The sequence below is a fragment of the uncultured Brachyspira sp. genome, assembly GCF_949287625.1.
Taxonomy (GTDB): domain Bacteria; phylum Spirochaetota; class Brachyspiria; order Brachyspirales; family Brachyspiraceae; genus Brachyspira.
In genome coordinates this window covers 14377-30089 of sequence record NZ_CASEGO010000038.1, presented here as the reverse complement: position 1 = coordinate 30089, position 15713 = coordinate 14377, and the positions used below count along the sequence as shown (strand labels likewise).

The following is a 15713-nucleotide window of genomic DNA, read 5'->3' as shown; positions in this document are numbered from 1 at the left end:
TCATAGGTATTCCTTTTGTTTATTTCTAGCAATTTAAATTATAAGGAATACCTTCTTTTTTTAAACTAAAAGTGTGCAATATCTATGGCTCTTAAACAAATAAAATATTATTGTTATATAATAGAATATCATATATAATAATACTGTTATTAGAATGTGTAAAAGGATTTAATTTATGAATAAATTTTTAAGCAGCAAAGCTAATTCAATAGAACCTTATACTCCCGGTGAACAGCCCAGAGATAAAAAATATATAAAATTAAATACAAATGAATCTCCATATCCTCCTTCTCCTTTTGTTAAAAAAGCTATAGCTGAAAGCAATTTTGATGATTTAAGGCTTTATCCAGATCCTAATGTATATGAACTAAAAAAAGAAATAGCAAAGAGATATAACACAAAAGAAAATAATATATTTATAGGAAACGGTTCTGATGAGATATTAGCTTTTTCATTTATGGCATTCTTTAATAAGGGTGATAAAATTTATTATCCTAATATTACATACAGTTTTTATTCTGTATATTCAAGTCTTTTTGACTTAAACGAAGTAAAAATACCTCTTAAAGATAATTTCACTATAGATATTAATGATTATAAAAATTTAGATTCTGGAATATTTATAGCCAATCCTAATGCCCCTACTGGAATATATTTAACACTTCCTCAAATAGAAGAGATTGTAAAAAGCAATAAAGATAATATTGTAATAATAGATGAGGCTTATATTGATTTTGCTTTTGATGAGAGTGCATCATCATTAATAGATAAATATGATAATCTGCTTGTAGTTCAAACTTTTTCAAAATCGAGATGTTTGGCAGGTATGCGTTTAGGATTTGCTTTCGGTAATGAAAATCTTATTCAAGGACTTAAAAATATAAAATATTCTTTTAATTCTTATACTATTAACAGGCTTTCAATATTGGCAGGTATAGAAGCTATAAAAGATGAAAAATATTTTAAAGATACTGTTTCAAAAATTATTAAAACAAGAGAAAATACAAAAAAAGAACTTAAATTTTTAGGCTTTAATGTGCTTGATTCAAGATCAAACTTTTTATTTGTATCGCATAAAAATGTATTTGCTGAAGATATTTATTTAAAATTAAAAGACAATGGAATATTAGTAAGATATTTTAAATCTGATATTATAAATAATTATATAAGAGTAACAATAGGTACTGATGAAGAGATGAGTACATTTATAGAAAATATAAAACAAATAGCAGCAAATTAATTGAGTTTTAATTTTTTACTTAATGCATCGCTTATATCTTTAGTTCCCTTAGCTCCTACAGCGGTGAGAAAGAATTTTTTATTTGAAAGTTTTTCATCTATAACTTCATTAACTATTTTTAAGTTAACTTTATCTATCATACTGTAGAGTTCTTTAAATGAAACATATTTGGACAAATAGAGCTCATGTCTTGTATTTTTGTTCATAATAAACTCAGCATTAAGTTTACTAAATGCCATAGAACTTTTATAACTTTCTTTAGCTTCCTCAAGTTCTTCTTCCGATATTCTTTCACTTATAAGTTTTTCTATCTCGTAATATATGCTTTCTATTGTTTCCTCATATCTGTCTAAGCTGGTAGATCCATGTATCTCAAAAGTTCCTCCGTTTATAAAACTTGAATTATAGCTGTATATATTGTAGCAAAGACCTTTATTTTCTCTTATAGCCTGAAATAGCCTAGAGTAAGAACTGCCTCCGAATATATCATTAACTATATTCATGGCGTATCTTTCTTTATTGTCTGCAGCACTGTATGAAGGAGTTATAAGCGAGAAATATACCTGATGAAGTTCTTGTTTTTCTTTTGTAATGGTTTTATAGTAAAAGGGGAGTTCCTCATTTTCAGTTTTATTTTTCTTTTGAAGTTTTATTTTTGAAAGCCTCTCTATAACATAATCAATATCAAAATTACCTGCCACAGAAACAATCAAATTATTAGAATGAAAATGTTCTTTAAAGTATGAATATATTTTATCTCTGTTTATATTTTTTATATTATTTATAGTTCCTCCTATAGGAAAACTCATAGAAGTACCTTTATAGGCAGCTGCAAAAAATTGATTAGCAGATATTTCCTCTGGAGTATCATTGGACATTTTTAATTCTTCTATCACTACTTTTTTTTCTCTGTTAATATCATCTTCTTTGAATGCCGAATTAAGTATAACATTTTCTAAAGTATCAACTGCTCTGCTGAAGTATTTAGATATTATATTGATGTAGAATGAAGTGAGATGTCTGGAAGTAAATGCATTAAATATACCGCCCACTCCCTCTATACCTCGTATAATATCTTTAGAAGTCATAGTGTCAGTACCTTTAAAAAGCATATGCTCTATAAAGTGAGTATATCCGTTTTCATCTTTTTTTTCATTGGCACTGCCTGTTAAAAATGTGAAGCCTATTGACACAGTGTCCAGTATAGGCATTTTTTCAAGCACAACTCTAATTCCATTTTCAAGCGTTAATCTTTTTACCATATTTTTTCCATAAATATTATTTATACGTTTTTATTATAACTAATTTTATAATTTTCGGTAGTTCATTTATAAAATAAAATATTGTTTATTATTTTATTTTTTATTATAAAGTTTCTTTTAATAAATTATAAACTTTATTATCTATATAGGCGGCTTTCTGCATTTCTGATATATCTATATTAATATCAATTAACACATCTTCTTTTTTTGCTCCGTACATAACAGCAATAATATCTGAAAGTCTTTCTATTTCTGTTGGGCTTAAATTGGTAAATGCATATCTGAAATTAGGCAGTATTTCTATAAACTTCTCTTCATCTATATTTTTTATAGTATTATCTATACTCTTTATAATACTGTCATTAATAAATAGAATATCTCTTGCTGCAAGTAATATACCATTTAAAAAATAGGCGGATGTCTCGCTTTCGCAATATTCTAAAAAGTTGGATACTATATTTGAAAACTCATATGCCTCAAGTCTTCCAGATTTATATTTTACAGCCAAACACACTGCATATATATGTGAGCTTCCAAATGTATTATCAAGCATAGAATCTATTTTATCATTAAATAAATCTATATCGCACCAACTAGTATTTTCTAAAATAAATGAATATAGATTTTTTATATAATGAGAGCATTTTAAAGCCTCTTCTTCTTTTAATTTTTTTATCTCGTCCATATTAGAAACAGCAAGTACAAATACCTGTTTTGCCAAATCCTCTATTATTGGTATTATATCATAGTTATCAAATAATGATTCCCGCTCTTTTGATATATTATCATTAATGGCTTCCATGTTTGCTAAGTATGATAAATTATTTAAACATTCGCATAGATTTATGAAATTATTATCTCTTAATACAGCTGCTTCTATTTTTTGATAATTGTCTGTAAAGAAATTGTATATTCCCATAACATCAGCTTCTATTAAGAGTTTTGAAACTTCTCTAGCATCTATATTAGAGTCAAGTCTTTCGGTTATTAAATTTGAAGCTAATTCTTCTATTGTAACACCGTATACTGATTTATCTATTAAAGATGATTCTACTATAGTTTTATATTCATATTTCCAAATTTCCCGTGCCAAGTTTTTATTAACTTTATTAACATAGTCCGGACCTCTTATTAATTTGCAGAAACCTACATCTAAAAACTGCATCTTATGAAAGAATTTACTTTTTTCAAAATGTGTTTTATCTTTTACAATATCAAGTGTCGATTCTATCTCTTCAGTTTTATCTGTTTTTATTTTATATTCTCTGCATTTATTTCTGAAATCTATTATAACAGGGGGAACTATACTTTTAGAAGATACCTGCCCATTAGATATTCCAGAAAGAAGTTTCATCATTAAATCAAGATTGCTCGTATTTTCTAAAGATATATCGCCTTTTACAAATGCACTTTTAGCAGCATCTATAAGTTCATATACACCTGCAGATTCTTTTCCTCTTAATTTGGCAAGATTAACCGCCATATAATAAGCATTGATACAGTCTGGTATAGTTACATTATGATTGTACCTGTCTATATTTGAGGCTTTTATTATGAATGACATTACAACATTTAAATATACATCGCCTATATTATTTTTACTGCTATAATTTTCAAGTTCTTTATATACAAAATTATAAAATGCAGGAAACTCTATGCCTGCTCTGTATCCTCTTCTGGAATCGGCATCTTCAAATGAATATGGTATTAAATAGCTTGCTGTGTTTGAAACTATATATTTATTTAAGTGTTTATATTCTTTATCCAGATTTTTATTATTTTTCTCATCTTCTTTTAATTTATCGATTATGCCTTTTGTGTGAAAACTTCCAGTAACTACCAAAACTCTGTTATATTTAATCAATGCCTCTTTAATATTTTTAGCCATTACATATTCTCTGTTTCTTGTTTCAAAGTCTTCATTTTCTATAAGACGCATATAATAACCCAAAGCATAAACACTTCTTATAAAGTCTCTGCTTTCTTTGTGTATACCGTTTATTTCGAAGTCCCTCTCCCAAAGCTCTGCAAAACTTCTAAGTCCGGCCTTTTTTGTAAGTTCTACCGTATAGGCATTAACATTAAATCTATTATCATCATTATCATAAACTGATATTAATTTCTTTCTTCTTATATCAGTATCAATTTCTCCATCATCTAAATCTTTTGAATCTTCTTTTTCTAAATTAGGATTTTCTTCTGAATTTTCAATCATAAAAGCGTAAGGCATATCTATAAAGCTGCAGTGTATATTATTTTTTAAAGCCTCTCTTATAGCGGTAAACTCTGGAGAATAGTCCAAAAAAGGATAATAACATCTGTACTTTTGATTGTCTTTATCAATATAGCTTGAATAAATACAAAATGGTGCTTTAGTATCTTCTTCAATCATATACTTCATCAGATCATTACAGTCGCTTGGTCCTTCTATAAGTACGGCATCTGGTTTAAAACTTTCAAAAATCCTTTTTAAATGATATGAGCATGCTGGAGAATGGTGTCTTATAGGAAAGAATATTATATTATCTTTTATACTTTCTTCAAAATATTCATCAAAATTGTTATTGTATTTTTTTTTATCTTTCTTTTTCATTTGTTTTATTCTCTTTTTAAATTGATAATATATATAATTGTTCTTTTATGAATTTTTTATTGTTATTTGAATTACTTTTAAATTTTAAATAATCAAACTCTATTAAATTTACTTTTCCAACTTTAGACATTATAGACATAATATTTTCTTTTTCCATAATACCTTCATTGTTATAACTTAGTATACAATATTTATAATTTGCATTATTAATAATAAATTCTAAATCATTCAAAGCTGTTTTTTTATTACAAAATGATGATTTCTGATTACTATAATCTCTCATACCAGATACCCCTTTTATTTTAGGATTATCATATCTAGCTATGGTTTCTAATATATGATAATTCGGTGCATATTGTCTCTCATTATATGGGGGATCTAAGTATAATATGTCTGTATTTATATTTTTTATTATATTGATACTATTGCCAAAAAATATTTCATTCTCTTTTTCATTAAATATTAAATTTATTGGTTTTAATATAAAAGGTTTTAATGCTCTTTTATCCCATTTTTTCTGAAAAGCTGCGTATACTCCAGATACATTTGAAAAAAAAGAAACACTTTCTATTAATGAAGCTATTAAAATAAAGTACTCATTATCATTAATTAAATTATAATTTTTCCATTTCTCTATCTCAATTCTTATAGCATCAATTTTTTTAGCATTTTCATCTGAGAAATACATTCTTCTATATTCTTTATTTTCAGTTCCGCCAATAGTATAATTATTATATATAAAACCTTCAAAAGAATCAATATTATTTAAATGTTCTAAAACTAATTCTAAATTTGAATCAGAAAATAGATAATTATTTTTTATATTCAAATAATCTAATAATTTATCAAATTTAGGTATTGTATTATTTTTTATATAAGCATATTGAAGACAATAAGAAAAATATAATATATCTGATGAATATATCTTATAGTTTAATCCCTTAAAAAATTTTCCAACATTAGCCGTCCCAGCAAAAAAATCACAAAATATTTCACCGTATATATTTTGTGATCTTAGTATTGAATACATATTTTTTACTAGATTTTCTTTATTTCCTATAAATCTCATAAATTATATTTCCATATTAAAAAATAAATTTCTATCATCTGTATTTATATCTATATAAGAAAAATCTGTTTTATAATTCGTTATTAATACCTCTATAGTTTTGGTTTGTGCTAATATCTTTTTATTATAGCAGGAATTATTATAGTTAGAATCTATTTTTGTCACATTATAATTATTGTAAGAAATCCATTCTTTTAATATACCATTAATTTGCCCATTATGAATTAAAAAGTTGGATAAAGCAAATTTTATATTTCTTTTATTAAGATCATCTAAGATTTTTAAAAGCATTATTTCGTTATTACTATTCCAGCCAGTAAACCCTCTTTTACCGTCATTATATGTTCCAGTACTAATAAGATAAGGAGGATCACAATATACAAAATCATATTCTTCTAAAAAATCAAAATTAAAACATTCAAAATTGTCATTACTAAAATCTATATTTAAACTTTGCATTCTATGAATAAAATTTTCTAAATTATTTTTTATAAAATTATTAAATGAACTTCTGTATTTTCCAAAAGGATTATTGAATTGATGATTATTATTAAATCTTATTTGATGATTAAATGAATATGATACTAAAACAAATAAATCAAGAGGTTTTCTATTGGTATTATATTCATCTCTCAATCTATTATAACCATCTATATTGTCATCAGATAACTTATATTCTTCTATCCTATTATAAATATATTTTAATATTTTATTATATCTTAATTCATAAAATAATTTATACAAATCTATTAAATAAATTAAATTATCATTCATAAATATTTTTTGAGCTTTTACATTAACTGCAACGTTGCCTCCGCCTGTAAACAAATCTATAAAATTATTAATATCATTTGGGAATATAGGTATTATCTGATTTAGTATTTTATATTTACCGCCTATATAATTTAATGGAGATTTAACAAAAAAAATATTAGATTTTGGCATATCAATTTCTCCAAAAATCTAATAAATTTTTAACTGCTAATTTAAACAAATGCGGAGCTTCTATTCCAAGTAAAATATCTCCATCTTTTGATAATAAAAAACCTATTTTTATTTCTTGTTTAAGGTCTTTTTCATTTCCTCCATATATAACCAGAGTTCTTATAATTTTATATTTAGGATAATATTTTTTTATATATATGTTTTCTATCTTATAATATTCTTCTAATGATTTTAATCCTTCTTTTAAGTTAACTATTTTCTTACCTTCTATATTAATTATTTCCAATTTTTTAACATCTATTAAAATTAAATCAGGTATATTTAATTTGGCACTTTTATTACCTGATTTATAATCTTCTCTATCCGCATATTTTTCTAAAGGTATATACTCATTTTCTGAAGTTATGAAATATCCTTTTTCACATCCTGCATGATTTTCAAAAATAGAATATCCATTAGTAAAACTTTCAACTATAACATGTACAAATATTGTAGCTAATTTCTCACCTTCTTTATCATAATGCCAATATAAATTATCTAGCTCTATATGCGGTATATCAAGTTTATCAATACCTATATTAATATAATTAGCAATTTGTACAAATTTATTTTTTTTAATGTGTCTTTGTTCTAATTGATGTTTGGTAATAATTATATCATATTTCCAACCTAACTTTCTTAAAGCATAAGATATAGCAGTTAATGCTCCTATATTTGGATCATGTGATAAGCTATCATCTTTTTTAAGTATACTAAAAATTCTTAAGTTTGTCAATTTTTTTATTCAACTTTTTGCGGCGGGAAAAAGTTGCTGCCAAAGACACGCTTCGCGAAAGTGCAAATCTAAAAATAATACTAAATAGTACTAATTTATGTTTTACATGTAGAATAAACGCAGAGCGGGCACGACTGTGTGCTTCGCAGGGCTAGTCCCAGAAAATAATAAAAATATAAAAACTAATTTTGACAAAATATAGTTGTTTAGGTATATACCAGATATTGTCAATAAATTATTATTTACTTTGTTAATTATTATAGGCGTATTACCTTTTGGAGGTTTTCTCATATTATTTTTAAATGTTATAAGTTTATCAATATTAAAGAAAGGTTCTATTTTATTAGTTTCTTCGTCTGTAAAAAATACATTAAAAGTTTTTAATAATTTTACCCCAAAAATATATGTATTTGTAAATTTTCTATTAATATTTTTTCTCTGATGAAGCATTACTTTTTTTACATTTTTATAGTATGTATCAATAAATATAAATTTTATTGCTCTCTGATAAATTGATGTATTACGGCTTTCTTTATCATCCGTTTTTGTTTCTTCTATTGCATATATAGGATTATCAGAACATTTAGGTTCATCATTTTGATAAAATATTAAATAATCTACAAAACTTGAAGAACCTTTGACTATTTTTATAAATATATTTTTTATTTTATTGCAATTAATACCTATAACTTTATATGTAAAATTAAATGAATTATTTTCAAGCATAGGTATAACCCTAATATTATCTATAAATGATGAAAAATTATTATCTTTTAGAAACATTTTTATAATTGTAGTTAAAGTTTGTACTCTAGGGTATTCTTCTGATAAAATCCACATATTCATTTAATATCTCCAAAATTAATTAATTTTTTCATTATCAATAATCTTAAAACAATGAAAAATATTTTACTATAAAAACAGCATAATGCAATAATTAATATTAGCTATTAAAACAAGTGCTTTTTATTATGAACTAATTACAATATATTTTATTGTATAAAGTTAATAATAAAATGTATTTTCTATTTTTATACTTTCAAATATATATTTAATAATAAATTAATCATAAACAATAAATTAAAATAGGATATTAAAATGAAAAAATATTTATTATTTGGCTGACTTCATAACTTATTTGAAATACTATATCTTATAGTAAATTCAATAACTTATTTATATAATTTAGTCTATTTCTTACCAATAATTTTTGATTATTTTTATGATATTAAAAAACAATAAAAAATTGACAAACTTAAAAATTTTCAGTATAATAAAAAATATTTTAAAAAATTAGGATAATATTTATATTATGGTAGCTATAATAGATTATGGAGTAGGTAATTTATTTTCACTTATGTCATCTCTTAATTATACAGATATAGATAATAAACTTACAGATGATGAGAATATAATAAAAAATGCGGATGCCATTATACTTCCGGGAGTAGGAGCTTTCAGAGATGCAATAGATAAGCTTGAAAAAAAGAATGGTGGAGTATTAAAGCATACTATAGTAGAAGAGGCTAAAAAGGGAAAATTAATTTTAGGCATATGTTTGGGTATGCAGATGTTTTTTGATAAAAGTTATGAATACGGTGAATATAATGGTCTTGGTCTTATTAAAGGCAGTATTTGTCCTATAGATAAAGATTTAACAAACAAAGATTTGAAAGTGCCTCATATGGGCTGGAATAATCTTAATATCAAAAAAGATGATAAAATATTTAAATATATTAATGATATGGAGTATGTATATTTTGTGCATTCATATTACGGCAAATACTGTGATGATAGTATAATAGCTGACAGCGAATATGATGTGAGAATACCAGCTGTTGTAAAAAATGACAATGTTTATGGTATACAGTTTCACCCAGAGAAAAGCGGAAATACAGGTCTTAATATATTAAGAGGTTTTAAAGACTTGATATAATATATTTGTATAATTTAATATTTGACAAAACATTATATTATTAAAAAAATAATTATTTAAATTAAAACTTTATCTTATAATTTTTAAATTTTCTTATATAATTTATAAAAAACTTGTTCGTTAATAAGCCCCTACCATTCTAACAAATGTCAGGAACTCACAAGCTTTTTATTTCTTCTATACTTAAACCTGTAACTTTGCTTATAATATTAATATCTATATTTTCTTTTTTCATATTTTTTGCCAATGAAATTTTTTCTTGTTCTATACCTTTCTCCATACCTTCTTTAATACCTTTTTTAATTCCTTCTTTAATACCTTCTTTAATACCTTTTTTAATTCCTTCTTCTATCCCTAATCTTCTCTCTTCACTTAAGGCTAATATATCAAAATAGTTTTTTTCATATTCTGAATAATTATCAAATAAATCTTTGGTGTTTACAAATTTATTATATTCATCATAAACTTCTTTCATTATAGGATTTTTTTTCACTAATATTTCCATAATTTCCTCCATTTTTCCTTGTCTTTCTTTAAGTGTTAAAAAGTAAAACCAAGCATCTAATTCATCTTTAAGACTAGAATTATTTTCCAAATATTTAGGTAATTCAAGGAAATGCATCTCAAAATGATTTGTAAGTATATGATTGGTTTCTAGTTCTTTTATCACATAACAGCTATGCTCTTTATTAATGCCTTTTAATAAGTTAAAATCCAAAATATTAATAACTATAACCTGTTTTAAATCATTATATTTTTCATTGTTTCTTAAATTAGCAACGTAGCCTTTAGCCCAGTAGTATAAACTTCTATATACGAATGATTGATTTCCTACTCTTTGTATTTCTACTAATACGGTTTCTCCGCTTTTTGTAACTGCTCTAACATCAACAATAGATTGCTTATCATTAACAGTTTCTTTTAGATTAAAAGTATTAAGAACTTTAATATCTTCAAAGGGTTCTTGATTATAGTCAGCTCTTACTGAATTAATCAGATTTTTTAAAATATTTTCATGTCCTTCTTTAGCAAACAGATAACGCATAAAGTAGTCATTTAAAACATTAATATCTCTCATAATATTATTATACAAAAAATGATTATAAAAGTAAAGTTTTATAAATGAATAGAAGGTGCATGTTAATTATTAATACACTAAAACAATGAAACTCTGGCACGCTTTATTTCTGTTCTGTATCTTTTTATTTCCCATTCAGTATGCTCTTTGCTCCAATTTAGTATATTAGCCATTTCTTCAGCTATATGCTCAGCAATTAATGTTCCGCAGTCATTTTCGGTTAATGTGAATCTTAATCTTCTCATCATAATATCGTCTAAATGCAAAGCATGTTCTATTTCTATAAAATATTTTATTAGTCCTCTGTTTATTCTGTAGTCAAGTCCTACCTCTACTAAAAGAGAAGAATCATTTTTACAAAGTTCATTTAACTTGATTATTAAGTTTACAGAGCCGAAATAATCTATAAGAAAACTAAACATTTTTTCATTTATCACTAATTCTGTATTTTTATCGAATTTGTTATTTATTACTTTCTCACTGCTGAACCATTTATAAGGTTTTCCATACATTTTTATGAGTGTTTTAACAGCAGTATTTGAAGAAGTAGTAAAGTTTCCGCCTTCAACTAAAAATAATTTATACTGAGGGTGAGAATGTATTTTCACATCAGCAGGATTTAAAGGCATCATTCCAGACTGAGTAGTTATGATATGATTTTTATTTACTATTGAACTGAAATAAGTATTATATATATCAAGCAGATATTCAGCTTCATCGCTTGATGCATATATACAGTCCAAATTATTATTATTATATTTTTTAATAGCAGGACCTATAATAGTGGAGTTTTTCCAACGCATTAAAAATACATTAGGTCTTGATTTTATTTTAGGAAGAACAACAGATTTATTTATATGTATCAAATCGCTGTCTATAATAAGATGAGTTCCTTTAACATAATCAACTCTGCCTTCAAAATTGCTGTTAGGAAGAAGAGAACTTATCTTGTGTCCCCAAGCACCAGCGGCAATTAATATATTTTTTGCAGAAGCCTCATAAACTTTTCTCTGAATATTATCAGTAAATACAACACTATTTATTTCTTTTTGATTATATTCAAATGCCTTAACTTCAGCATAGTTTAATATATCAGCACCATAGCTTTCTGCTTTTAATAGAAGTTCTATTACATATCTTGAATCATCTAATAAGCCCTCATAATATTCTATTGCAGCTATTACATCATTATTAATTAAATCAGGCAGAGCTTCCAATGCCGAGTTTCTGCTATGCGATACATGTCTTTTTGTATTTCCAAATAGTGAGAATAAATCATATAGTGAGGCTTTAAACTCTTCTCGTATAAGTCTTGCAGAATTATGTTCATATATTGGGTTTATAATACCGAAATATGGAGAAGAACTTTTATACACCAAATTGTTTCTTTCTCTTACCTGACGTATCGTTGATATGATATTACCGCTTTTCATATCATTAAAACCGCCTGTAAGCATTTTTGATGTACGCGAAGAAGAGCCGTATGAGAAATCATGCTTTTCAAGTACAAGCGTAGAAAGCCCTATTCTTGAAGTTTTTAAAGCTATGGTAGCACCTATAACACCGCCGCCTATAATGATAATATCATAACTTTTATTACTTTGCAGTATCTCAGCTCTAGTTCTTGCCATAAATACATCTCCTATTAATCTTTAATAAGAACATAATAAAACTCTATATTATATAGTATATAACAAAATCTTTATAAATACAAATATTTTAATAAATCTCTTAAACTTAATCTGTTTTTATTTTTCTCTAAAAATGAAATCATCTTTTTTGTTTTGCCATGACTATCTATATAATGCCCTTCAAACTCACCTAAATATTGTATAGGAAAAGCTATATAGGCATTGTATGCTAGTACAGAAAAATAAGGAGTAAATACTATATAATTTCCTTTATTTTTCTTTGCAAAATCTATTCTATCATCATTATCATCTAATCCGTCGCCTAATACTATAAACTTATTAGATTTATTAATGTCATTATCTAGTTTTTTTAAATCCTTAATAGAATAATTATTAATATTGGTGTAATTATCTCTGATATTGTATGAGTTGGTAGCCATTTTATTTTTTATAAAAGAAGCATTTTTTATACCTAAAGAATATATAAAGTCATCAAATGCTTTAATATCTTCAAGAGGGTACATAGTTGAAATCAAAGCAGCTGAAGAATCAATATCAAGTTCATTAATAAACTTATGATATAATTCTTTAGCCTTATCAAACTCATAAGCCATACCATTATAAAAAGGATTTTCAAGTATATTGTTGGAATAGTAATCCAATTTTCTCCCATAGTCGCATAGCCCGTATTTTTTGCCCTTTGGAGATGATATATCTTTTATACTGTAATCGACATAGCTGTAATTAACATCGCAAAGATGATTGCAGCCTATACAGAAACTATTTATATTTTTTATATCGCTTATATCTTCATCAAGTTTTTTATCTATACTTCTTTGAGGCTCAAATACATGAGTAGGACATAGATCTGTTATCATAGAATTATATCCATCTATAACCTTATAATCTCTGCAAATTCCGCAGTTTATACATCTTTCATAATTTGTTTTTATAAAGTTTGGAAGTTTTATTTTTTTTATTATTTCTTTTATCTCTTTTATATTGATATCATTTTCATCTGAAGCATTTTCTGAGGCAGGCATTGAAATATTATAAATGTCCAAATATTTTTTTAATTGGCATATATAATCTGCTTTACAGCTTTCGCATATAGGTTTATGCATGTATAGTATAGATTTAAGAAGTGATGTTCTGTATTTGATAATATCTTCATCATCATTTAATACGCTCATACCGTTTTCTACTATTTCATTGCAGGCATATTTAAATGAATAGCTGTTTTCATTTTTTCTTTTTACTTTCACTAGGCATAATCTGCACATTAAAATGCTGTTTTTCTCTTCGTATGTATTGGTACTATTTATTTTATATGAGCATAAATGAGGTATATCTATATTAATATATGACATAGCCTGAAGTATAGTATATCCTTTTTGGGCTGATACTGTCTTGCCGTCAAAATCAAATTTTACTATCATTATAAATAAAACCTCATAAAATTTTTTAATCTTTTATAAAACTGTATAATGTAACCTTATTTTCTATCAAATATAAAAACTCATCTCTAAACATATCTATAGAAGAGAGTATGCAGTATGAAAGTTTTTTCATATACATGCATATGCTTCCAGTATTTATCATTTCAAGAGTTTCTTTAAGATTTATATAATCCTCATTATCAGAGTTACCCAAAAGCATTTTATTGATATAATATTCGCATAAATCAAAGCCGTAATGACAAGGCATACATTTTCCGCATGATACACTTTTAGCAAACTGAACTATTTTTAATATTACCCTTACCATACATCTGTCTTCTCTTATAAAGCATATTCCGCCATTTCCAATATTCATATTAAAACTATTAAAACATTCATAGTCTAATGTCATATTTTGAAATGATATAAAGTCTATAGGGGGATTTAAAAAACCGTTTGTAAATACGCATTTTATACTATAGTCTTTAATAGTACCGCCTGCTGCTCTTATAATATTTTTGATAGGAGTGTACATTTCAAATTCATATATATTAGGACTTATAATATCTCCAGACATAGAAAGTATATAAGTTCCTTTATTTTCATGAGCACCATAATTTTTAAAACTGAACTCTCCTATATGTGCTAAGTATGTAATTTGAGTTATGGTTTCCAAATCAAATATATATTTTTTATTTTCAAAAGAGAGAGGAGTTATTCTGTCATGATTTTCTATGTAGTATGTTTGTTCATCGTATATATTAATTTTTATGTCATAAGCAAATCCTGCATCTTCGGCTTCTGCTATGGCTTTTATTAAAATATTTTTTTCTTCGCTGTAGTAATCTTTAAGTATTATATTAATTATTTTAATGTTAAGAATTTTGGCTAAATATAATGCTCCGTCTAAGATGAGATGAGGATTATTTTTTATTAAGAATCTGTCTTTGAATACCAAATAATCAAAGGATGCTGCATTTACAATTATAGAGTCTTCTTTAATGTTTTTGTCTATGAGGATTTTATATAGTGAATTTTGAAAAGCATCTCTCGACATAACAGAGAAGTTTTCGAGATTATTCATAAAACTTTCTTCTAAAGGTTTGGTAATTAAGTAATCTCCGAAATGATCCTTATATGATTGGATATTAATAATATTATATTCACTATGCAGTACAAATTTTTTCATCTTTTTCTTAGATGTATAGCTTCTATATATTTAACAACACTTTTAAAAGACGATTTTGTACATTCCGTACCGTTGATGAGGACTGGCACGGCATTATGGCAATTATGCATACACTCCATCTCTTTGAGGAGCATACCATCTGAAGACGGTACGCCTATTTGCAAGTCATAATGCGAACGTATAGCTTCTAAAAGGGCATAAGAGCCTTTCATAGAGCAGTGAAGCCCGACACAAACCTCTATGACTGTTTTAATATCAGATGCCATACTTATATTATCCCATTAAATAACTTTTGCATTCATAAGAGATGAAAAAAACATTAATATGTATAATGTTAATTTATATTATTTCTTTTTATGCCTATTTTTGCGTAAACGTTTTTTACGTTTATGCGTAGCCATCTTTTGACGAAGTCTTTTTCTTCCTGAAGGCATATACACTCCCATTTTTATCTAATTTGAACATTCATTATAACATGTTATGTAAATAATTTCAAGTTTAAACTTCAAAAAGAGCTTTTTATTTTTGGTATTTATTTTATAATTTGCATACTAAT

General features: G+C 25.6%; 13 protein-coding genes. 2 read left to right on the top strand and 11 right to left on the bottom strand.

Annotated elements, in window-relative coordinates; all coding sequences use genetic code 11:
- Positions 1-175 precede the first annotated feature (175 nt).
- The gene (hisC, locus tag Q1X91_RS07620; RefSeq protein ID WP_300755335.1) at positions 176-1240 is read left to right on the top strand and encodes a histidinol-phosphate transaminase; all 1065 of its coding nucleotides are present in this window, start codon (positions 176-178) and stop codon (positions 1238-1240) included.
- On the opposite strand, the gene Q1X91_RS07615 is transcribed toward hisC, so the two are convergent.
- The 6 genes from Q1X91_RS07615 to Q1X91_RS07590 all read right to left on the bottom strand — a co-directional run bounded on the left by Q1X91_RS07615 (position 1237) and on the right by Q1X91_RS07590 (position 8730).
- Positions 1237-2502 carry a pitrilysin family protein gene (locus tag Q1X91_RS07615; protein ID WP_300755333.1) on the bottom strand — a complete coding sequence of 422 codons (1266 nt, stop codon included), beginning with the start codon at positions 2500-2502 and terminating at the stop codon, positions 1237-1239. The genes hisC and Q1X91_RS07615 overlap by 4 nt on opposite strands.
- A 103-nt stretch (positions 2503-2605) precedes the next feature.
- Positions 2606-5095 (bottom strand): DUF5682 family protein, encoded by a 2490-nt coding sequence (locus tag Q1X91_RS07610; protein WP_300755330.1) that lies wholly within the window; start codon positions 5093-5095, stop codon positions 2606-2608.
- Between the two features lie 16 nt (positions 5096-5111).
- Entirely contained in the window at positions 5112-6164 is a 1053-nt protein-coding gene (locus Q1X91_RS07605; RefSeq protein WP_300755328.1) for a DNA adenine methylase, read from the bottom strand.
- A 3-nt stretch (positions 6165-6167) separates the two neighbouring features.
- Positions 6168-7109 carry a Dam family site-specific DNA-(adenine-N6)-methyltransferase gene (locus Q1X91_RS07600; protein WP_300755326.1) on the bottom strand — a complete coding sequence of 314 codons (942 nt, stop codon included), beginning with the start codon at positions 7107-7109 and terminating at the stop codon, positions 6168-6170.
- 1 nt (position 7110) lies between these two features.
- Complete coding sequence (locus Q1X91_RS07595) at positions 7111-7884, bottom strand: hypothetical protein (protein ID WP_300755324.1); 774 nt, start codon at positions 7882-7884, stop codon at positions 7111-7113.
- Positions 7885-7986: 102 nt separating this feature from the next.
- Positions 7987-8730 (bottom strand): hypothetical protein, encoded by a 744-nt coding sequence (locus Q1X91_RS07590; RefSeq protein WP_300755322.1) that lies wholly within the window; start codon positions 8728-8730, stop codon positions 7987-7989.
- Between the two features lie 466 nt (positions 8731-9196).
- Between Q1X91_RS07590 and hisH the strand changes: the two genes are divergently transcribed.
- On the top strand, positions 9197-9820 hold the full coding sequence (gene hisH, locus Q1X91_RS07585; RefSeq protein WP_300755320.1) for an imidazole glycerol phosphate synthase subunit HisH: 624 nt from the start codon (positions 9197-9199) through the stop codon (positions 9818-9820).
- A 157-nt stretch (positions 9821-9977) separates the two neighbouring features.
- On the opposite strand, the gene Q1X91_RS07580 is transcribed toward hisH, so the two are convergent.
- The 5 genes from Q1X91_RS07580 to Q1X91_RS07560 all read right to left on the bottom strand — a co-directional run bounded on the left by Q1X91_RS07580 (position 9978) and on the right by Q1X91_RS07560 (position 15423).
- Positions 9978-10898, bottom strand: coding sequence for an Rpn family recombination-promoting nuclease/putative transposase (locus Q1X91_RS07580; RefSeq protein ID WP_300755317.1), 921 nt, complete (start codon positions 10896-10898; stop codon positions 9978-9980).
- Positions 10899-10975: 77 nt separating this feature from the next.
- On the bottom strand, positions 10976-12529 hold the full coding sequence (locus tag Q1X91_RS07575; RefSeq protein WP_300755314.1) for an FAD-dependent oxidoreductase: 1554 nt from the start codon (positions 12527-12529) through the stop codon (positions 10976-10978).
- Positions 12530-12600: 71 nt separating this feature from the next.
- The gene (locus Q1X91_RS07570; RefSeq protein ID WP_300755312.1) at positions 12601-13968 is read right to left on the bottom strand and encodes a 2Fe-2S iron-sulfur cluster-binding protein; all 1368 of its coding nucleotides are present in this window, start codon (positions 13966-13968) and stop codon (positions 12601-12603) included.
- Positions 13969-13993: 25 nt separating this feature from the next.
- Complete coding sequence (locus Q1X91_RS07565; RefSeq protein ID WP_300755310.1) at positions 13994-15157, bottom strand: NADH-ubiquinone oxidoreductase-F iron-sulfur binding region domain-containing protein; 1164 nt, start codon at positions 15155-15157, stop codon at positions 13994-13996.
- The gene (locus tag Q1X91_RS07560; RefSeq protein WP_013113645.1) at positions 15154-15423 is read right to left on the bottom strand and encodes an NAD(P)H-dependent oxidoreductase subunit E; all 270 of its coding nucleotides are present in this window, start codon (positions 15421-15423) and stop codon (positions 15154-15156) included. Before Q1X91_RS07560 ends, Q1X91_RS07565 begins: the two co-directional genes overlap by 4 nt.
- Between the last annotated feature and the right edge of the window lie 290 nt (positions 15424-15713).